General features: G+C 47.4%; 14 protein-coding genes. 3 read left to right on the forward strand and 11 right to left on the reverse strand.

Going from position 1 to position 21,478, the window contains the following annotated elements; all coding sequences use genetic code 11:
* Positions 1–132 precede the first annotated feature (132 nt).
* The 8 genes from treC to BN1002_RS19065 all read right to left on the reverse strand — a co-directional run bounded on the left by treC (position 133) and on the right by BN1002_RS19065 (position 10,453).
* Positions 133–1,800 (reverse strand): alpha,alpha-phosphotrehalase, encoded by a 1,668-nt coding sequence (treC, locus tag BN1002_RS19030; RefSeq protein WP_048827096.1) that lies wholly within the window; start codon positions 1,798–1,800, stop codon positions 133–135.
* A gap of 107 nt (positions 1,801–1,907) precedes the next feature.
* A complete protein-coding gene (gene treP / locus BN1002_RS19035; protein WP_048827097.1) occupies positions 1,908–3,329 on the reverse strand; it encodes a PTS system trehalose-specific EIIBC component in 1,422 nt (473 codons plus the stop codon).
* A 543-nt stretch (positions 3,330–3,872) separates the two neighbouring features.
* Entirely contained in the window at positions 3,873–5,324 is a 1,452-nt protein-coding gene (locus BN1002_RS19040; RefSeq protein WP_048827098.1) for a S41 family peptidase, read from the reverse strand.
* Between the two features lie 358 nt (positions 5,325–5,682).
* A complete protein-coding gene (locus tag BN1002_RS19045; RefSeq protein WP_231575063.1) occupies positions 5,683–7,026 on the reverse strand; it encodes a murein hydrolase activator EnvC family protein in 1,344 nt (447 codons plus the stop codon).
* A 178-nt stretch (positions 7,027–7,204) separates the two neighbouring features.
* Complete coding sequence (gene ftsX / locus BN1002_RS19050) at positions 7,205–8,089, reverse strand: permease-like cell division protein FtsX (protein ID WP_048827100.1); 885 nt, start codon at positions 8,087–8,089, stop codon at positions 7,205–7,207.
* Positions 8,079–8,765, reverse strand: coding sequence for a cell division ATP-binding protein FtsE (gene ftsE, locus BN1002_RS19055; protein WP_048827101.1), 687 nt, complete (start codon positions 8,763–8,765; stop codon positions 8,079–8,081). Before ftsE ends, ftsX begins: the two co-directional genes overlap by 11 nt.
* 458 nt (positions 8,766–9,223) lie before the next feature.
* On the reverse strand, positions 9,224–9,535 hold the full coding sequence (gene cccB, locus BN1002_RS19060) for a cytochrome c551 (RefSeq protein ID WP_048827102.1): 312 nt from the start codon (positions 9,533–9,535) through the stop codon (positions 9,224–9,226).
* A 51-nt stretch (positions 9,536–9,586) separates the two neighbouring features.
* Complete coding sequence (locus BN1002_RS19065) at positions 9,587–10,453, reverse strand: YitT family protein (protein WP_048827103.1); 867 nt, start codon at positions 10,451–10,453, stop codon at positions 9,587–9,589.
* A 532-nt stretch (positions 10,454–10,985) separates the two neighbouring features.
* On the opposite strand from BN1002_RS19065, the gene BN1002_RS19070 reads away from it, so the two are divergent.
* Complete coding sequence (locus BN1002_RS19070; RefSeq protein ID WP_048827104.1) at positions 10,986–11,516, forward strand: hypothetical protein; 531 nt, start codon at positions 10,986–10,988, stop codon at positions 11,514–11,516.
* Positions 11,517–11,687: 171 nt separating this feature from the next.
* Here BN1002_RS19070 and prfB read toward each other — a convergent pair.
* Positions 11,688–12,789 (reverse strand): peptide chain release factor 2 gene (prfB, locus tag BN1002_RS19075; RefSeq protein ID WP_148362824.1). Its coding sequence is split into 2 segments (ribosomal slippage): positions 11,688–12,716 and positions 12,718–12,789, totalling 1,101 coding nucleotides; the frame shifts between segments, so codons are not numbered across the junction.
* Positions 12,790–13,706: 917 nt separating this feature from the next.
* Positions 13,707–16,214, reverse strand: coding sequence for a preprotein translocase subunit SecA (gene secA, locus BN1002_RS19085; protein ID WP_048827107.1), 2,508 nt, complete (start codon positions 16,212–16,214; stop codon positions 13,707–13,709).
* Between the two features lie 379 nt (positions 16,215–16,593).
* On the opposite strand from secA, the gene BN1002_RS19090 reads away from it, so the two are divergent.
* Positions 16,594–17,901 carry a cytochrome c3 family protein gene (locus tag BN1002_RS19090; RefSeq protein WP_048827108.1) on the forward strand — a complete coding sequence of 436 codons (1,308 nt, stop codon included), beginning with the start codon at positions 16,594–16,596 and terminating at the stop codon, positions 17,899–17,901.
* A gap of 224 nt (positions 17,902–18,125) precedes the next feature.
* On the opposite strand, the gene BN1002_RS19095 is transcribed toward BN1002_RS19090, so the two are convergent.
* Positions 18,126–19,457, reverse strand: a complete 1,332-nt coding sequence (locus BN1002_RS19095; RefSeq protein WP_048827109.1) for a cytochrome c3 family protein — start codon at positions 19,455–19,457, stop codon at positions 18,126–18,128.
* A 605-nt stretch (positions 19,458–20,062) separates the two neighbouring features.
* Here BN1002_RS19095 and BN1002_RS19100 point away from each other — a divergent pair.
* The gene (locus BN1002_RS19100) at positions 20,063–21,436 is read left to right on the forward strand and encodes a cytochrome c3 family protein (protein WP_048827110.1); all 1,374 of its coding nucleotides are present in this window, start codon (positions 20,063–20,065) and stop codon (positions 21,434–21,436) included.
* The last annotated feature ends 42 nt before the right edge of the window (positions 21,437–21,478 follow it).

The raw sequence follows: 21,478 nt of genomic DNA on the forward strand, positions 1-21,478 counted from the left end.
AATGCCAGGTTGATTCTTCTGGAAATCCGTTTTTTTTGTCGCTATCCAAAGCCTGCAAAGTGGCACGGCCAATTGGCAGGACATACAAACTTTGCTGGAAACCCCATGGACAAGGCTTCCTCTATCGAAATCCTATTTCAAATGAAATACGACAGATTCATATGGCCTTAAGGTAAAGCGGCGGTAATCGTCCGGATGGTCACCATAGTTGGAGATGAGCACGTTTGCATCCCCGCCCCCAACGCGGATATCACGGTGCAGCTCAAATTGCGCGTTTTTGCCATAGAAATTATTGACGGCAAGCAGCATTTCACCATTCCAGGAACGGACATAGGCAAAAATACTCGGGTTGTCGGCGAGGATCAGCTTGTAGTCGCCATGGGTGATAATATCGTATTCCTTCCGCAGTGCGATCAGCTTCTGGTAATGGTAGAAAACGGAGTCTCGGTCAGCGAGAGCCTGTTCAACGTTGATGTCAGGATAGTTGGCGGCGACATTGATCCAAGGCATACCGGCCGTGAATCCGGCGTTCGGACTTGCATCCCACTGGACCGGTGTCCGGGAGTTGTCGCGCGATTTGCTTTTAAGAATTTCAAGAATCTTTTCTTCATCCACGTTGGCGGCTTTTTTGATCGCAAAAGTATTCAGCGATTCTACGTCGCGGTAGTCATCGATCGATTCGAACCCAGGGTTGGTCATGCCGATTTCTTCGCCCTGGTAAATGTACGGCGTTCCCTGCATCATATGGACAGTGGTCGCGAGCATTTTCGCTGACTCGACACGATAAAGACCGTCATCGCCATAGCGGGAGACTACCCGCGGCTGGTCGTGGTTGCACCAGAACAGCGCATTCCAGCCGCCGCCCTTGTTCATCTCTTCCTGCCAGGTGGACAAAATCCGTTTTAAGGCAAGGAAGTCAAAATCGGCGAGGGTCCATTTGTCGCCGCCTTCGTAATCGACCTTAAGATGATGGAAGTTAAAGGTCATGCTAAGCTCGCGATTTTCAGGATTGCTGTACAAGATGCAATGTTCAATCGTTGTCGAGGACATTTCGCCGACAGTCATGCTGTCGTACTTGGAGAATGCCTCGCGGTTCATTTCCTTCATAAATTCGTGGACACGTGGACCGTCCGTGTAGAATCGGCGGCCGTCGCCTTCCCCATCGTTCGGGAAGCTTTGGTCCTTGGAAATCAGGTTGATGACGTCAAGACGGAAGCCGTCAACGCCTTTGTCAAACCAGAATTTCATCATGTCATAAACATGCTTGCGGACCTTTTCGTTCTCCCAATTGAGATCGGCTTGGGTGACGTCGAATAGGTGCAAATAGTATTGTCCGGTCTGTTCGTCATATTCCCAGGCATTGCCCCCGAACTTCGATTCCCAATTCGTCGGCGGGCCGCCATCGACGCCGTCTTTCCAAATATAAAAGTCGCGGTACGGATTATCCTTCGATTTCCGCGCTTCCTGGAACCAGGGGTGTTCGGTCGACGTATGGTTGACGACGATATCCATGATCAGCTTGATGCAGCGGTTATGCGCCTCGTTCAGGAGAAGGTCGAAATCATCCATCGTGCCGTATTCCTCGTGAATGGCAAAATAGTCGCTGATGTCGTACCCATTGTCGCGTTGCGGAGATCGATAAATCGGCGTCAGCCAAATGACATCTATGCCAAGCTCCTTCAAGTAATCAAGCTTGTCAATAATACCTTGGAGGTCACCAACACCATTCCCTGTCGTATCCTTGAAGCTTTTCGGATAAATCTGATAAACAACCGATCTTTTCCACCATGGTTCTTGCATACGATCACCTTCTTTTCGAAGTTTTCTTAAATTCTAGTAAAGATACCATTGGCAATTTGGCCAATGGTATCCGATTTTTGGATTCAGTTTAATGGGAATCTCTCAGTTTATGCGAGTTCGCCTTTGCGGGCTTTTGTTTTGCCCCACAAAAAGGTCAAGGCAACTGGTACGACAATCGCTATTACCATTCCAATGAAGAACGGAGTCCATTTATGCGGAACGATTGATAGGAAGCCTGGCAGGCCGCCAACCCCTATAGAAGGTGCGATTACTTTATTAAGCGTAATAAACATCCCTGCAATGGCCGCGCCAATCATTGCTGAAATGAATGCAAAGCGGAAGCGGAGGTTCACCCCGAACATCGCCGGCTCGGTAATGCCAAGGTAGGCAGAAATCGCTGATGTAAACGACAGTCCTTTCAGCTTTTCGTCCCTTAAAAGGAATCCCATTGCGAGTGCCGCGGAACCTTGAGCGACGTTGGACATAACCAGGATTGGCCACAGGAATGTTCCGCCTGTGCTTGAAATCAACTGCAAGTCGACCGGGAGGAAAGTGTGATGCATCCCCGTTACAACTAACGGTGCGTACAACGCGCCGTACACAAGACCCCCGATTGCCGGGACAGTATCAAAAACGCCAGTGAACAAATTAGTGATCCATTGGCCGATTGTAAACGTGATTGGACCAATGACGATAAAAGAAAGGAATCCAGTAACTAATAGCGCAATCGGTGCAACGAGCAGAAGCTGGAATGCATCCGGAATTTTTGCGCGGAGGAACCGTTCTATTCGGGCTAAAACATACGAAGCGACCAGGACTGGCAAAACTTGTCCCTGATAGCCGACCTTCTGGATTATTAAGCCGAATAAATTCCATGCAGGTATGTCGCCTTCAGCCTTCGCTTCTCCCCATCCCCAAGCATTGAGAAGATCCGGGTGGACAAGCATAAGGCCGAGGACTATCCCGAGCAGCGGGCTGCCGCCAAACCGGGTGACCGCCGACCAGCCGATCAGGCCGGGCAGGAAGACGAATGCCGTGTTGGCAATCAGGTTGATAATGCTGGCAAAATCGCCGAATTGCGGATATACCTCGACCAATGACTTTCCGGCGTAAAAGATGTCCTTTCCAGTCAGTACGTTGTTAATCCCCATCAAAAGACCGGCAGTTACGATTGCAGGTAAAATTGGAATAAAGATATCAGCCAGTGTTTTGATTGCGCGCTGGAACGGATTCAGATTCTCCGCTGCCGCATCCTTGATTTCCTGCTTGCTCTGATGAGCAAGGCCCGCTTGTGCCGTGAGCTCATTGTAGACCTTGTCAACTGTTCCTTGGCCAATGACAACCTGGTACTGGCCGTTTGCCGAGAAGGAACCTTTGACAACATCTATATTTTCAAGTGTTTCCTTGTTGACTTTGCCTTCGTCCTTGAGCGCGAAACGGAGGCGTGTCACACAGTGTGTCGCTGCTGCAATGTTTTCCTTGCCGCCGACTGCTTCAAGTATTTCGGAAGCTGCCTTTTTTATATCCATCGTTTTTCCCTCCTGTTAATAATGGTTGATAGCGTTTTCTTACAGGGCCGATGTAGCTTTCGTGGAGGTACTCTCAAGATACTTTTCACGTTATCTTCGAAAAGCAAACCTGTTTGTCAGTTCTCCTTCGAGACCCTCTGCCACATGCAAAAGCTATTCGTTAGCTTCTGTTATAATTAGATGTGTTCTGACAACTTGTATATACATGTTTCGTTTTCAAGTATATCCTGTATATACAGGTTGGTCAATAGGCAAAATGAAATCGTTTTCTGTTTACATACATTTACCTTAATTGGAAGTGAGGGTTGCTCGGACAACGACTAGTCCTTTTGGCAATTTTCTGTCCGAAGAGGAGGTTACTTCGGACATCCATCGAGCATTTTTTATTTTATTGTCCGAAGATGTGACTACACTCCGTGAGAATCCACGCAAAAAAGGACAGGGAGCACTCCCCTGCCCTAAACGCTTAATATAAACTCGCCTCTTCCTTAATCCGATAAATCCTTGTCATCTATTTCCGAGAAATCCCTCTTTCAACTTTTATTATTTCGCCAAAAGCCTGAGTGCGGTCCGCAGCTGAAGGTCATTCTTTTCGTTTTTCCTTTCTTTTGCTGCGGCAGCTTCAAGTGCCGAGGCAGTTTCAGCGTCAATTTTGCCAGTCGGCTGCAAACGGACCTGTTGCTGGAAGGCTTTTACTGACCGGACGGTGCCCGAGCTGAAATACCCATCTGTCCTGCCCGGACTATAGCCGAGCCCTTCCAAAATGACTTGGGCATTCTTCACTTGTTCATTATTCATATCCATTTTCAATGCATCTTCGGCAGTGATTGGATGTGCCGAGAAAATGCTTGGCTGCTCGACGACCACGTCTGGCTTGATACCCTTCTTGTGAATCCAATTTCCATCAGGAGTAAGCCATTTAAAAAGCGTCAATTTAATATTGCTGCCATCTCCCATCGGCATCGCCTGCTGCACAGTTCCCTTCCCGAACGTTCTCTCGCCGACAAGCGGGTAGCCTTCCGCCTCCTGCAGTGCGCCCGCGAGAATTTCCGAAGCCGACGCGCTGCCTTTATCGACAAGTACGACAACCGGGTAAGGCTTTTCCTGCTTGAGCGTAGAAAAAAACTGATCCCTCTTGCCATTTCGCTTCTCAATTTGGACAAAAGGCTTTTCCCCGCTTACCAACTCGCGGAGAATTTCTTCCACACTAAGCAGAAGGCCGCCTGGATTGCCGCGCACATCAATGGCTAGACCCGAAATCTCATTCTTCTCAAGATCCTTTAGCTGCTTTTTGAAGTCATCAGCTGTCTCCTCAGCGAACGAAGTAATTTCTATATAGCCAATCTTTTTCCCATTTACCTTTTTCAGTTTTGAAAAAACAGTTTCAATCGGGATTTGATCCCGCTTTACTTTGACTAAGAAGGGGTCCTTTACCTTCCTGCGTTCAATCTCCAACTCGACAATGGTTCCTTTTTTGCCACGGATTAACACAGTCGTCTGATATAAATCCATTCCCTCGACGCTTTTCCCGTCAACCTTTAAAATCCGATCATGTGGTTTAAGCCCGGCTTTTTCAGCAGGTGAGTTTTTAAAAGGAGCCACAATGACAATTTTGCCCTCCTCCATGCCAACCTCAGCGCCAATTCCCTCAAATGATGACTCCAGCGACTCATTGAACTGCCGGGCCGTCTTCTTATCCATATAAACAGAATAAGGATCCTCGAGCTTGGCCAGCATTCCCTGAATGGCGCCTTCGATAAGGGCATCCTTTTCAACCTTCTCCACATAGGAACTGACTATGAGATCATATGCCTGGTTGACTTTTTCGAGCCGGACTGAATCCGTTGGCCCGCTGCTCTTTTTCTTCGGTATCCCCGCCACTTCCAACGCAAAACCTGTTTCATTCGACTCAGCCCACTTCATTCCCGCATACGTCCCCGCCGACCCCGCTGCCAGCGATACAGCCACCACCAACGCCAACCACTTCCGCCTCATACAAGCCACTCCCCACATCTCACACCTGATTTTTGCAAAAAACACCGCAACCCACACAGTGTCCATTACTCTACATATATGAACCAGGAGGACGAGTTATGATTAATGCCGCCGCACCTGCATCAGTGCTTTAGTCCATCACGAAACTCTAATTACTGAAGACGCCTTACACTCTTGCCAAAACGCTAATTAAAATATGCAAGTTTTCCCAGTTTCCTATGGCACACCCGGGGTATATAACAAATGTAGCCGGCCATCGCAGCACGACCCGACAGAAGCCGGCGCACCAAAAAGAGCGGAGAAGCTGTGCTTCATCCGCCCTTACATATTGCCAAATTAATCCTAAAACTTATAAATGTTATCTTGGAACTCCATATGCAAATGGATTTACTGCGTTTGATTTACTTTGGTTCCATCCACCCTTGTGCAGTTCGAAGTGCAAGTGTTTGCCTGTTGATTGTCCTGTGTTGCCCATGTAGCCAAGGAACTGGCCTTTGGAAACAACCGATCCTTCGCTTACAGCACGGCTGTCCATATGTGCATAAACTGTAGTAAATGTTTGCCCATTAATGGAGTGAGCAATGAAAACACAGTTTCCATAGCTGCTTGAATAATATGAACGGATGACAACTCCACTAGCCGCTGCAACGACAGGCACATTTGCGGAACGGTTCGCCCAGTCAACGCCATAGTGGAAGGTTCCCCAACGGGCACCGAAACCTGAAGTGTTGACTCCGTTTGTAGGTTTCATAAAGTTTCCAGCGGTCACAACCGGTTTTGCAACTGGCGTGGTCTGGGTTGGAGCTGAAGTATTGGAAGAAGAACTTCCTCCATTCGACCCAGCTGCAGCTGCTGCTTTTGCCGCTGCTTCCGCGGCAGCACGGGCTTCCGCCTCTTTACGTGCGCGTTCGGCTTCTTCAGCGATTCGGCCTTTTTCAAGTTCGATTGCCTTTGCCATCGCAGATTCCTGCGCCCTTAAAATTGCTGCTTCTTCGGCTAACTCCATCTTATGGTTATGCTCTTCCTGCTCCTGGTCGACAAGGTCTTTCATCAGTTTGTCCTTTTCAGTACGCTGGGAAGCGAGCTGTTTATTCATTCTTTCCAGATCAGCAAGCATATTCTTTAAGGCTGCCAGATCGCTTTCGACTTTCTTTTGTTTCTGTTCTAGCGCATCCTTATCAGCCTGGTGCTGTTCAAGGATATCTTTGTCAGCTTCCATAATCGTTGCGACCGCATTCGCCCGGTCAACAAAATCACCGAAGCTTGTCGCCCCAAGAAGTACATCGATATAGCTGACCATGCCGCCATTCTCCTGGTAGTTGCGGGCGCGATCCTTCAGCAACTCATTACGCTTGGCAATCCGCTCCTGCAAAACCTTGATTTCTTCCTGGAGTTTCTTAATCTCTGCCTGTGTTTCTTTTATATCCTCTTCTTTGCCGCGAATCTTTTCGTTCGTGTCGCTGATTGCAAAATCAAGGCGTTTAATTTCCGCATTTACCTTCTGCTGCTCACCTTGGAGCCTTTGAATCTCTTTATCCGCAGCCTCAATATTCGCGTTTACATCGTTGCGTTCTGAGCGGATTTCCTGCTTTTGATTTTGCAAGTTTGATAGCTTGGAGGCTTCTGTTTGTATTCCTCCGAATAAACTCCCTATGCCTACCGCCGCTGATACGGTAAGCGCCATGACTGATGATCTTCTCACTTCCCGATTTCTCCTTTCCAATGAACCCTTGTACAGGTAAATCGTGTCTATTTTTTTGTGGCAACTTTTTGCCGTTACTTATCGTCTAATCTATTGACTGGAAAGCCTCACGCATTTCCCGCGAAAACTAGCAGCCATCCAATTTTGCAAAAGGCCTTTTCTGCGGCCTTCCTTTCAATTAAATCCTAAGAAACTTCCTGACAGACATCATGCTTCCCCAAACTCCAATCAATGCGCCCATCAGGATAAGAACACCTGATACCTGGTACATGAACGGGTCAAACGGAAGGATTTGGATAAAGTGGCCTTCAAGCAATGGGGCCAAGTATGCATACGCATGATAATAAGCGATTGAAATCAGGATAATCGGGAGGATAGAACCAAGAACTCCAAGCCACAGGCCTTCAAGGAAGAACGGCCAGCGGATGAAAGAGTTTGTCGCCCCAACCAATCTCATAATCTGAATTTCTCTTCTTCTGGCAATAATCGTAATTTTAATTGTATTCGAGATAAGGAAGACTGCGGTGAACAGCAGCCCCGCTATCAGCGCCAGCCCGACATTCCGGCTTGCACCAATAAACTTGAACAGCTTTTCGACACTATCCTGCCCGTACTGGACTTTATAGGCAAAATCCATTTTTTCAATCTTTTCGGCAGCTTCCAATGTGTCTTCGGGATTTTTCGTCTTTACGATAAATACATCGTTCAAAGGATTGTCCTGTTCAAAAAGCTTATAGGACTCACCGAGATTTTTGATCAAAATCTGCAGTTCCTCTTCTTTGGAAGAAAAAGATATTGTATTGACTTCCGGCAGGTCGTCAATCTTTTTCCTTAACTCCTCCTGCTCTTTTTTATCAGCAGTCGTATCGATGTGCACGCGGATTTCCACGTCTTCTTCAATAGTTGTCGCAACCTTGTTGAGATTCATCATAATAACGAAAAAGACTCCGACAAGGATGAGCGTGACAGTAACTGCACCAACTGATGCAAACGTCATCCAGCCGTTTCTTCCAATGCTTTTCAGGCTTTCCCGTGTGTGGCGTCCCAGGGTTCTAACTTTCATAGCCGTAGTCACCCCGATCTTCATCACGGACGATCAAGCCTTCTTCAATGGCAATAACGCGGTGTTTGATAGTATTAACAATTTCCTTGTTGTGGGTCGCCATCACAATGGTGGTTCCCCTCGTGTTGATTTCCTCGAATATCTTCATGATTTCCCAAGAAGTATCAGGGTCAAGGTTTCCTGTAGGTTCATCGGCAATGACAACCTTCGGGGAATTGACGATTGAGCGGGCGATTGACACACGCTGCTGTTCGCCTCCTGAAAGTTCGGTTGGCAGCATTCTCGCTTTATGCTTAAGCCCGACGAGATCAAGGACCTCCATCACACGCTTTTTAATAATCTTCGGCTGCTCCTCAATGACCTCAAGGGCAAATGCGACATTTTCAAAAACATTCTTTGTCGGCAAAAGCTTAAAGTCCTGGAACACAACGCCAAGGTTCCGGCGGAAGATTGGAACTTTCTTATTCTTCAATTTTGCTATATTAATGCCATTGATGAGGATAGTGCCAGATGTCGGGATTTCTTCACGGTACATCATTTTAATGAATGTCGATTTCCCTGCCCCGCTCGGCCCGACCACATAGACGAATTCGCCCTTCGCGATCTTCACATCTATCCCATTCATAGCAGTAACGCCATTAGGATACTTCTTATATACACTTTGCATTTGTATCATTTGATAATCACCTTAATTGTATTTGTCACTGGGTTTACTCTGATGACTGGACTGTGTTAGACATAATTCTCGTAAGTACGACAAAATAACCATATGGATTTCAGCACAAACCCATTATACCATTCAAACCCTGTAAATAAAGGGGTTTAAATATTACAGTTTCTTTTCAAAACAGTCGAATCCTGGCAAAATTACCCTCACATGGCTAAATTATCATTGCCAGTTTCTCTATAAAGATAACAATCTGGCTATTTTTTGGCAGAAAACAATTAGCAGATAAAGGAATTAGAGAGCAAAAAAAGTTTTTTCGGATATTATTTCAATTTCGCATCTTTATGACAAAATCATAACAGGGCATTCGTGAACAGAAAGTGAAATTTGTAGGAAAAGCGCTTGAGCGGAGGGATGCAATATAAAAGGCGCCCCGCCAATCCGGCAGGACGCCCTCTCCTATACTATTATTTCTTTTCAGCCAGCCACTCGGCAACTTTCTCGGCATCCGCGCCTTTGTAAAGTCCTTTCGGCATGCCGCCTTTTCCGTTCTCAATGATGTCTTTGATTTCATCCTTGGAAAGTGCGCTTCCGACCTTTGTCAAATCAGGTCCAGCGCCGCCTTTCAGTTCAGCACCGTGGCATCCGGAACATTTTTGCTGATACATCTTCTCAGGATCCCCACCAGAAGCGGACTCTTTTCCGCCGCCATCGCTGCCGCCGCATGCCGCGAGGACCATCGATGTACCCATTAGCAAAGCAAGCAATTTTTTCTTCATTTAGATAACCCCTTTTGCAATGTTAGTAAACACTACATAATTATACCAATATTATTCCCTTTTGAAACCCTCACCTAATACCTCTGCCGCATCCATGACAATGACAAATGCTGATGGATCAATGGTTTTCACTAATTGTTTCAACTTTGTGAACTCCGTCTGATCAACGACGCACATGAGGACAGGCTTCTCGGAGTCAGTAAATCCGCCGTAAGCCGATAGGCGTGTCACACCTCTGTCGATCTTCCTCAAAATGCCTTCCCTTACTTCCTCCTGCTGATTGGTAATGATCATTGCCATCTTCGAGCGCCCAAACCCGACTTGGACGAGGTCAATCGTTTTACTCGTCACATATAGGCCGATCAACGCATAAAGACCACGCTCGATATCGAAAACAATCGCAGCAGAAAGGACAATCAGCCCATCAATCAATGCGACACAGCGTCCCAGCGTCATCCCGGTATACTTGTTCAATATCTGCGCCGCCAAGTCCGTGCCGCCTGTCGACGCCCTCCCCCGGAATACAATACCGAGGCCGAGTCCAACACCGATCCCTCCAAACAGCGCACCAAGCAGTGGATCCTTCGTCCACGGCTCAAAGTCAGCAGAGGCCAATACGACAAATGGCAAAAACACTGTTCCGACAAGAGTTTTTACGCCAAACTGCCGCCCCAGCAAAACAACCCCGGCAATAAACAAAGGAATATTCAGCGACCACTGCACAAACGCCGGCTCCCAGCCGAAAACCGTATCCAGAATCGTTGAAATCCCGCTCACTCCACCCGAAGCAATCTTATTCGGGAGCAAAAATAAATTAAACGACAGCGCCACAATCGCTGAACCAGCCAGGATATAAATATACTCCAGCACCTTTTCGGTCCGCGTCCCCGCCAGCGAGGCCTTTCTGCGTCTTTTCAAAGACGAGCCCTCCTTCTACCTATAACCTTTTTATTCGTAAGTTAATCAAATATTTTTCAATGCAATCGCAGGGGCTCGGGCAAACCGTTTCCCGGAATCACTTTGCCCCTTGTTCATCAAACGGTATCCTTGCCAATGCAAGACCACCTAATGCCGGATGCAGGGAACCCGCTTTCACTTTGTTCATTAAACGTTTTCCTAGCCAATGCTAGAGTATAGCATTATCAGGCCATCAGGCGCAAACATCGGTGGGAAAGATATTATTTTTGTTTTTTGCAAAATTTTTTTAACTCGCCAAGCGGAATGTTGTGGATAAGTTTTTAATTCCCCTGCAAAATTCCTGTTGATAACCTCGAAATTCACAAGTGCTTGTTAATAATCTCCAGAGCCGAAGGTGATTTTTGCAAAAAGACTTGTGGATAAACGGGTTATCCACCGGAAGATGTTAATAAACTCCCCTTTATTAAGCCCCATCCACACAGCTTTCAACAGCGAAAAGATGTGCTATACTTGCAAAAAAGAAGGTGAAAACATGGAGCAATTGATACGGGATTTAATGGAACAAATGAATCATCAATTCACCAAAGTCGGTGTCCGGTTTGATCAAATGGACGAGCGTTTCGAAGGTATCGAGAACAGGCTTGATGGCATGGACCAACGTTTCGAAGGCATTGAGAATAGGCTTGACGGCATGGATTCACGCTTTGAAGGCATTGAGAACAGGCTTGACGGCATGGATCAGCGCTTTGAGGGCATTGAAAACAGGATTGACGGCATGGACCAGCGTTTTGAAGGCATTGAGATACGGCTAAATGGTATCGATGTGCGACTCGACGGGATCGACTCTCGCTTAGAAACACTCACAGAAACAGTTAACAACCACGCAACTGAATTCAGAAGCCACTTTAAAAGGATTGAAACCAAACTCGACGAACAGGAAAAAGTCTTCACAGTTGTCGCAGACGAAATTAAAGGATTCAAATATGACATCAGCCATCTCAGCGCCAAGTCCGGCATCCACGAAACTGAAATCTCCAATCTAAAAAAACGAATTCAGCTATAACTCTCCGACAGTCTCCGTCGGCAAAATCCCATACAAACAAAACAAGCCTTTGCCGACTGATATCTCAAGCCGGCAAAGGCTCTAATTTTGCAAAAAACAACTTGATGAGTTCAGCTGCAACAAGCAATCCTAACAGCCAAACATTTTTCCGTACCGCCAACAGCTAAATCCTTACGACAGCTTCGACCGTAAATACGCATCAATGAACGGATCCAATTCCCCGTCCATCACAGCCTGCACATTCCCTGACTCCGTACCCGTCCGGTGATCCTTCACCATTGAATACGGATGGAACACATACGACCGGATCTGGCTGCCCCAGCCGATTTCCTTCTGCTCGCCGCGAATCTCCGCCAGCCGCTTTTCCTTCTCCTCAATCTCGCGCTGGTAAAGCTTTGCCTTCAGCATATTCATCGCCCGCTCGCGGTTCTTGATCTGCGACCGCTCCGTCTGGCACGTCACCACAACCCCAGTCGGAGTATGCGTGATCCTGACAGCCGAATCCGTCGTATTGATATGCTGGCCACCCGCGCCGCTTGCACGATACGTATCAATCTTCAAGTCCTCAGTCCGAATGTCAATCTCAATCTCATTATTGAACTCCGGCATTACCTCGCACGAAACGAACGACGTATGGCGGCGCCCCGACGAATCGAACGGCGAAATCCGCACAAGTCGGTGCACGCCCTTCTCCGCCTTCAAATACCCGTACGCATTATGGCCTTTAATCCCGAGCGTCACACTCTTGATTCCCGCCTCATCGCCCGGCAGATAATCAAGCGTCTCCACCTTGAAGCCCCGCTTCTCCGCCCAGCGCGTATACATCCGCAAGAGCATCGAACCCCAATCCTGGGACTCCGTGCCGCCCGCGCCCGGATGAAGTTCCAAAATCGCATTATTCTTATCATACGGCTCGCTCAACAGCATCTCCAGCTCATACTCATCAAGACGCGCCGTCAGATTGGCAAGCTGCTCCTCAAGCTCCGCCTGGAAATCCGCATCCGGCTCCTCCTTCAGCAACTCGAACGTCACTTCCAAATCCTCATACGCCTCATTCATCTCAAAAAACGCATGCACCTGATCCTTCAGCGCATTCGCCTCATTAATCACGCCCTGCGCCGCATCCTGGTCATTCCAAAAATCCGGATGCAGCATCTCATTATCCAGCTGCGCAATCCTGGCCTCCTTTTCCTCTAAGTCAAAGAGACCCCCTAAAGCCCGCTAATCGCTTAGCTGTTTTCTCCAACTCATGCCTAATATCTGAAATTTCCATATCAATCACCTCAAAAACCTTTCCATAAGAATTATCCTTATACAGTATATACCGTCCAGCCCCATTTGCCAAAACCCTTCCTGGCAAAATAAAAAGCCGCAGAAGCCCAGCTACGCAGCCAGGAAAACCAGGGAGGCGCTTTGTGCCCACGTTAACACCAGGCTCTGTCCCAATGGATTTCGGTTTGGGACAGCGCTTCACCTTTTTCACCTGGATCTGTCCCAATGGGCTTTGGTTTGGGACAGAGTTTCACCTTTTTGGCCTGACTCTGTCCCAATGGGCTTCAGTTTGGGACAGAGCTTCACCTTTTTGGGCTGACTCTGTCCCAATGGGTTTCGGGTTGGGACAGCGCTTCACCTTTTTGGGCTGACTCTGTCCCAATGGGCTTTGGTTTGGGACAGAGTTTCACCTTTTTGGACTGACTCTGTCCCAATGGGTTTCGGGTTGGGACAGCGCTTCACCTTTTTGGACTGACTCTGTCCCAATGGGTTTCGGTTTGGGACAGCGCTTCACCTTTTTCACCTGGAACTGTCCCAATGGGCTTCGGTTTGGGACAGCGCTTCACCTTTTTGGCCTGACTCTGTCCCAATGGGCTTCGGGTTGGGACAATGTTTCACCTTTTTGGACTGACTCTGTCCCAATGGGTTTCGGTTTGGGACAGCGCTTCACCTTTTTGGACTGACTCTGTCCCAATGTACTTCGGTTTGGGACAGAGCTTCACCTTTTTCACCTAGCCCTGTCCCAACGTGCTTCGATTATGGAAAATCCGAATAATAAACAATTCGTTCCTTGTAACATCGGTGGCGCGAATCAGTCGCATTTTACCATATAAAACATTTTATCCAGTTAAACCCTAAAAGAATAAAGGGAACCGATGCAATAATATCGGTTCCCTCTTTTATATAACAACTTGTCTCTTAAACCGCCCCGTGGCAGTTTTTGAATTTTTTGCCGCTGCCGCAGTGGCATGGATCGTTGCGGCCAATGTTCGTCTTCTTAAGAACAGGCTTTTTCTTCACTTTCTCGCCGTCTTCCTTCGGGTTGACAGCATGGCCTTTGGCAACTTCCTGGCGTTGTAGGTTGCTGCGGATTTCCGCCTTCATGATGTAACGAGAAACCTCTTCCTCAATGGAAAGAATCATATTTTCGAACATCGCGTACCCTTCAGCCTGATATTCGCGAAGCGGATCCGTCTGCGCGTACGCGCGAAGATGGATTCCCTGGCGAAGCTGATCCATCGCGTCGATGTGGTCCATCCACTTCGAGTCGACTGCGCGGAGGACGATAACTTTCTCGAACTCGCGCATCTGATCTGGCTCAAGGATTTCTTCTTTCTCATCGTAGCGCTGTTTTACTTTTGCAAATATGACCTCGGCCATCTCATCCGGCTCTTTGCCAGTCAGGTCTTCAAGAGTGATGTCGCCTTCACGGAGCAGATTGGCGGCTGTGTAGTCAACCAATCCCTGCAGGTTCCATTCCTCCTCATCCGCGCTTCTTGGCGCGAATATGTCAACCTCGCGTTCAATCGTATGTTTGATCATATTTTCAACGATGTCGCGAAGATTTTCCGCTTCAAGGACATCATTCCGCTGTGCGTAAATAATCTCACGCTGCTGGCGCAGGACGTCATCGTATTGGAGGAGCTGCTTACGGGCATCGAAGTTATTTCCTTCAACGCGCTTCTGTGCTGACTCGACAGCACGCGAAACCATTTTGCTTTGGATCGGCTGGGAATCGTCCATGCCGAGACGCTCCATCATCGTTTTCATATTATCCGAACCGAAACGGCGCATCAGTTCGTCTTCCATTGAAAGATAGAACTGAGTTACCCCCGGGTCTCCCTGACGGCCGGAACGTCCGCGCAGCTGGTTATCAATCCGGCGCGATTCGTGGCGCTCAGTACCGATTACCGCAAGACCGCCAACTTCAACGACACCTTCGCCAAGCTTGATGTCCGTACCACGTCCAGCCATGTTGGTGGCAATCGTAACGGAACCAGGCTGGCCTGCTTCGGCAATGATTTCAGCTTCACGGCCATGGTTTTTCGCATTCAGGACGTTATGCCTGATGCCTTTCTTTTGCAAATACTTCGAAATCAGCTCGGATGTCTCAATCGCGACTGTACCGACAAGCACCGGCTGGCCTTTATGGTGGCGCTCGGCGATGTCCTCCACAACCGCGCGGAATTTCCCGTCCATTGTCGCATAAATCAAATCTGGGCGGTCATCACGGATAATCGGACGGTTCGTCGGAATGACGATTACGTTCATATTATATATATTGCGGAATTCCTCTTCTTCCGTTTTGGCCGTACCGGTCATCCCGGCAAGCTTTTCGTACATGCGGAAGTAGTTCTGGAATGTAATCGTCGCGAGCGTCATGCTTTCGTTCTGGACCTCTTGCCCTTCTTTCGCCTCAATCGCCTGGTGCAGCCCTTCGGAATAGCGGCGGCCCTTCATCAAGCGGCCGGTGAACTGGTCAACGATGACAATTTCGCCATCCTGAACAACGTAATCGATATCAAGATGCATCGACACATTCGCCTTCAACGCCTGGTTGACGTGGTGGTTCAGGGTGACATGGTTGATGTCAAAAAGGTTCTCGATTCCGAAAGCGCGCTCTGCTTTCGAAATTCCCTGCTCTGTCAGCATGACACCTTTTGTCTTTTCATCATAAGTGTAATCCTGTTCCTTCGTCAGCGTCCGGACAAACGCGTTTGCCTGCATATAAAGCGAAGTCGATTTTTGCGCGGTGCCGGATATGATCAGCGGCGTTCTCGCTTCGTCAATCAGGATCGAGTCAACCTCGTCAATGACCGCATAATAAAGGGGGCGCTGAACTTTTTGTTCATTATATAACACCATGTTGTCACGGAGATAATCGAAACCGAATTCGTTATTTGTACCGTAAGTAATATCGGCAGCGTAGGCTTCCTGCTTTTCTTCCTTTGTCATGCAGTTAAGATTCAAGCCGACTGTCAGGCCAAGGAAATTGTATAACTGGCCCATCTCGGTCGCGTCACGGCTGGCGAGGTATTCGTTGACCGTCACGACATGGACGCCCTTGCCGGATAACGCATTCAGGTAAACCGGCATCGTCGCCGTCAACGTTTTACCTTCCCCCGTTTTCATCTCGGAAATATTCCCCTCATGCAGGGAAACACCGCCCATCAGCTGAACAGGATATGGGTAAAGGCCAAGCACACGGCGCGCCCCTTCACGGACGACAGCGAACGCTTCGACAAGCATGTCATCAAGCGACTCGCCATTTTGATAGCGCTGCTTGAACTCTTCCGTCTTCTCGCGAAGCTGATCATCAGACAGCTTTTCCATCTCATCCGCCAAATCCTCGACCTGCCCGGCCACCTTCGCCAGCTTCTTGATTTCGCGTTTATTCATATCAAAAAGTTTATTTAAAATACCCATCTCAAAACGCTCCTTCTTCTACTCAGCATTCAAACCCCATAAGGAGAAAGGATTCTCTTTTATACCACGAATTTCCTTTAAAAACAATTCGCCAATTTCTGTTACCATCTTACCACTTCCGCTATGCAGTGACAACAAATCCCCATCCCAGGCGTGTTGGCCATATTTTTTTTGCAAAATAGAATTGTTACAGATTTGGCAAAGTTTCCTGGTACTTATTTCAGTCTTCGAAAATATATAATAAGGAACGTTTTCGCAAAATCACTCAACAGCAGAATCACCATTGCTCATTTTTTCACAAATAGGTTCACCGCCCTATTTAGTTAGTATATAATGGAAATGAAGGGAGTTACATAAAAAAACAGGGAGGTTGAAAACTTTGTTTTTCCGGAGAAAAAGAAAAGCTCCAGAAACTGAAACAAATCCAGAGGAAAAGAAAAAGGGTCTTTGGAGAAGAATCAGGGGAATCGATTGGAAAAACCCGGTCAACCGCTGGAAACTGCTGTTTGCCTCACTTTTTGTCCTGATTGTCGGAGGGAGTGCATTCGGCGGGGTTCTTGCCTTTACAAACTCACCAACTTTCTGCGCAAGCTGCCATGAAATGCAGCCAGAATTCGCAACCTTCGAAGCAAGCGCCCACAGCCAGATCAGCTGCGTACAGTGCCATATCCAGCCAGGCACCGTCAATATGCTGACCCACAAAATGAAGTCGATGAAAGAAGTCTACTACCACGTCACCGGCATTCCCGAGCAAATTGTCCAGACTGCCGGGGAAGCCATACCCAACATCTCATGCCAGCAATGCCATACGACCAACAGACTTGTGACAGCCTCCGGCGACTTGATGGTCAACCATAAAAAGCATATTGATGAAGAAATCCCCTGCATCACCTGCCATGCCGGCGTCGCCCACGGGAAAATCGCCGATCGCAAACTCAACACTGAAAAAGACCGCCATCTCTGGACGGCCGAAAACACCAACCAACTAATGACCAAAAAAGATATGGACCCGAACATGGGAACCTGTATCGACTGCCATGACAAAGTGAACAAGGGCCAGAAGCCGTGGGAGGAAATTTCCTACAGTCTCCCTAGGCAAGTGGAACATGGCAATGAGAAGGAAGATATCCCTGCGGATAACGCCGTACACGAAGACATGGATACAACTGCCCAGGGGATCATTCTACAGGCAATCGGCCTTCAATTAAGTGACGTTAAGCTTTCTATGGAATGTAAAACATGCCACCTTGAAATCAATATACCGAAAAACCACCAGGTGAAAAAATGGGGAGAACGGCATGGAGACGATGCCGTTAACGAAGTAAACAAATGCGTCGGCTGCCATGAAGATGCCAAATGGATTAAGGAAGTCCCTGTCGACGACATCCATGATCTCCTTCAAGGCTCAGACGACAAAGAAACATACACCCCTGATCTGAACGTTGTTAAAACAAGCACCAGGACAAACAAATTCTGCAGCACCTGCCATAGCAACAGGCCGCCAGGGCACCTCGACAGCGACCAATGGCTCACTAAACACGCCGGCCAGGCAAAAGCAAAAGAAGAAAAAGAACGCTGCTACGTCTGCCACGACAAACAAAAACCACAACCAGAAACCACAACTGCCAAAGCCCCAACAGACGTATACTGCCAATACTGCCACCGTACCGGCTTTAAGGGAGAGTAATCCAAGCTACCGTTTTTGAATACGGCAGCGATTTAGGAGACTGTTCGAGCGCTTCTTTCGGGCGTTGACAAAACCAACAGAACCCTCCAGGAAAAAAATAGGTTATCCTGATGCTTCCCCATATTAAAAACCGGCTATCTTTCAATCAAGTCCTGAAAGATAGCCGGCTTTTTATTGAACTCCGTATGAAACTCCTAAACTTTCCCACTCCCAAGCTTCCACATTCAGAACGGTTCACCCTGAAAATCGCCTTTATGGCAGAATTCACAGTAAACATCGGATGGTGCAGGAGCCTGCAAGCCAGGCTCAGGTTTTTCATTATCATGACAGACAAAACAGCTCCGTCTTTCCTCTGGTGACCCGGAGTTACGACGATGGGCATCGAATAGCCACTTGTGCCGGTCAAGATGGTCGTCAGGACGTTCCGCATGACAGAGGCTGCAAAAATAGTTGTTCCTCGATTCCTTTGCAGCAGTTAAAGTATCCAGCCGATAAGCTTGTTTTTTCGGTGACTCCGCTAGTAAATTCCGTATATCCTGCTTTTCAAGCTTCTTTACCCAAAGGGAATCCTTATGGCAATTCAGGCATTTGTCGAGCTCTTTAGCTGCTGTCCCGCCATGTCCCTGCTTCCAATCAGGTTTTTCATGATTTTTCGGTGTGCTGATTTTTTGATGGCACGTGAAGCATTGCATGGAAAGCTTTACATCTGTTTTCTGCTGCCCGATTGCTTCAAGGATTGTTTTTTGAACATTCTCGGGAAGAGTCCGTTCAAGCACGCCAGCTTTCATCTCCGGCGTCCGTTCGTACCCTGACTCCCCCGCATTGCCCTCATTCGACTCACCACGATTGTCGGGAAGGATATAAGCAATGTCTTTCCATGGTTCTTTCCCCTGGTTCACTTGATTATGGCAATCGATGCAAGTACCCATATTAGGCTTCTCGTTTTTCTCACCCATCAGCTTATCTGCATTCTCCCTCGTCCATGCAGAGGAGGTTGCCAAATCGCTGATCCCCCGCTCGGCGACTTTTGCATGAACGACACCGCTATGGCACGTCATACAGGGGATCTCTTTTTCTATATGTCCTTTATGATTGGCAATAATATCACCGGTCGCGGTAACCAGCCTGTTTCTTGAGTGGCATTGTTCACAGTTTTTGCTTAGGACAGGCCTTTTTGCAAAAATTCTCTTTGTATCGCCTTTTATATGGGATAAAATCATTTTCGCTTCGTCAAGTTTGTGCTTAAGCGCATTCTTTTTGCCGGGTTCAATATGGCACTGGACACACTGAATTTGATTGTGCGCACTGGATTGGAAGGTTACATGCTGGGGGGCCATTTCATGGCACGAAGCGCAAAAAGAAGGTGTGGATGTATAACTGAACACTCCGTATCCCAATCCAAGGAAAACAACCATAGCAGTAAAAAATCCTACAAGGAACTTCCACCGCCGGACCGATGATTTACGGTGAATCAAACTGACACGCCCATCGACTTCGGCCTCACTGTCCAAGTCGTCAGGCACTTCATCCCGTCTTTTCCTTTTCCAAAACAACATCCCTATCCCCCCGTTTCAGTTGTATGTTAACAAAATAAAATCCTTTTCGAAAGGCACTTTGGTAAATTTTTCACAAACCACTCCCGCGTAATAAAAAACTCCCTCTGAAAATCAAAAAACGGATTTTTTCATGTCTGAGCAACCAGGGATTTTTCTTCTTTTTTGCAAAATTTCTATAATAAATGATTTGTTGACAATCAATTATACACTGAGAAACAACATAAATCTTCACAACTTCTTCACAACTTCCCCATAACAATCTCATAAGTCTGTAAATTATTTTACAATAACCCTTTAATAGCCCCCCTTTCTCATTTATGCAAAAAAGCTTTAAAATCTGTGCATTTATTCATTTTTTATACATTATATTGAATAAAAATTAACTCTAACAACCCATTTACACTACCCTCATATTAATAACCAAACGCTTGATATAACAATATTATCATGGTATTTTTGCTCATTAACTTCAACCGACAAGCTTCGCAACTTTATTCACAATTTGTACATTGGAAAATCACCTACCAATATTAGATACTACCCTTAGAGAGGTTAATAAAAATGTAGATAGAAAATCAAACAGAGAACAGAAAGGGTGAAACAGCGTGGCCTTTTGGAGAAAATCCAAACCTACAGAGATAAACCCTGAGACAGAGACAAGGGAAGGGAAAAAGAAAGTTGGCCTTATACGCAGATTATGGCGCAAATTTAGAAATATAGATTGGAAGAATCCGATCAACCGCTGGAAACTTGGCTTCGCACTCCTATTCGGACTGATCGCCATGAGCGGAACAGCATACGGAGCAATCGCGTTTACTTCTAATCCGATTTTCTGCTCATCCTGCCACGAAATGGCACCGGAATACCAGACATTCAAAGCAAGCGCGCACAGCGAGATCAAATGCACCCAGTGTCACATCGAGCCTGGTGCGAAAAATATGGTTCTCCACAAAATCGAATCAATGAAAGAAGTTTACTATCATATCGTCGGTCCGCCCGATCCCATCGTTCAGACCGTTCCGGTCATGAAAGTGAACTGCGGACAGTGCCACTCCGATAACCGCCTAGTCACCGCCACCGGGGACCTAAAGGTAAACCATAAAGGGCACGTCAAAGAAGGAGTACCTTGTATCACCTGCCACGCGGGAGTTGCGCACGCGAAAGTGGTTGACCGCGGAATCAACGGTTCCGAGACATATGACCACTGGACAAAGGAAAACATTAAAAAGCTGATGACAAAAGAATACACGAATCCAAATATGGGTACGTGCATCGATTGCCACGATAAAGTCAATAAAGGCGAAAAGCCTTGGGAAGACATCGCCTACAGCCTGCCGGTCAACACACACGGCGCTGAAAAATCAGAAGGCGGCGAGAAAACCGTAACTGCAACCGCCGAGCCCCACGAAGCGGGAGTAACGGGAGTCCAGGGCAGCCATGAAACTACTCAAAAAACGCAGGAGATCATCCTCCAGGCAATCGGCAAACAGAAAAAAGATGTAAAACTGTCAATGGAATGCTTCACTTGCCACAAAGAAGTCGCGATACCGAAGAGCCACGAAAAAGTTAAATGGAACGAAAGCCACGGCGGCACCGCTCTTAATGAACTAAATGAATGCATCAACTGCCACCAAGATACAAAGTGGATCCGCGACATACCTAAGCAAGACATCATGACACTGCTGAAGGATGACGGCAAAAAAGAAAAGTACATTCCGAATATCAAAACGGTCAAAGACCAGTCACGGGATGCAGCATTCTGCTCAACCTGCCACGGCAACCGTCCTCCAGGACACGTCGACAGCGACACATGGCTGACAGCCCACGCTTCTAAGGCCAAAACCAATGAAGCGAAAGCAACCTGCTATGTCTGCCATGACAAAGAAAAACCAGCTGAAGGCACAAAAGCAACCGCACCAACAGACGTTTACTGCCAATACTGCCACAGAACAGGCTTTAAAGGAGAAAAAGGCGCATAATCAGTAATTTGCTCCCACTGCCATAAAGCCATATCAATAACC

The sequence above is a fragment of the Bacillus sp. B-jedd genome, from assembly GCF_000821085.1.
GTDB lineage: Bacteria > Bacillota > Bacilli > Bacillales > Cytobacillaceae > Bacillus_D.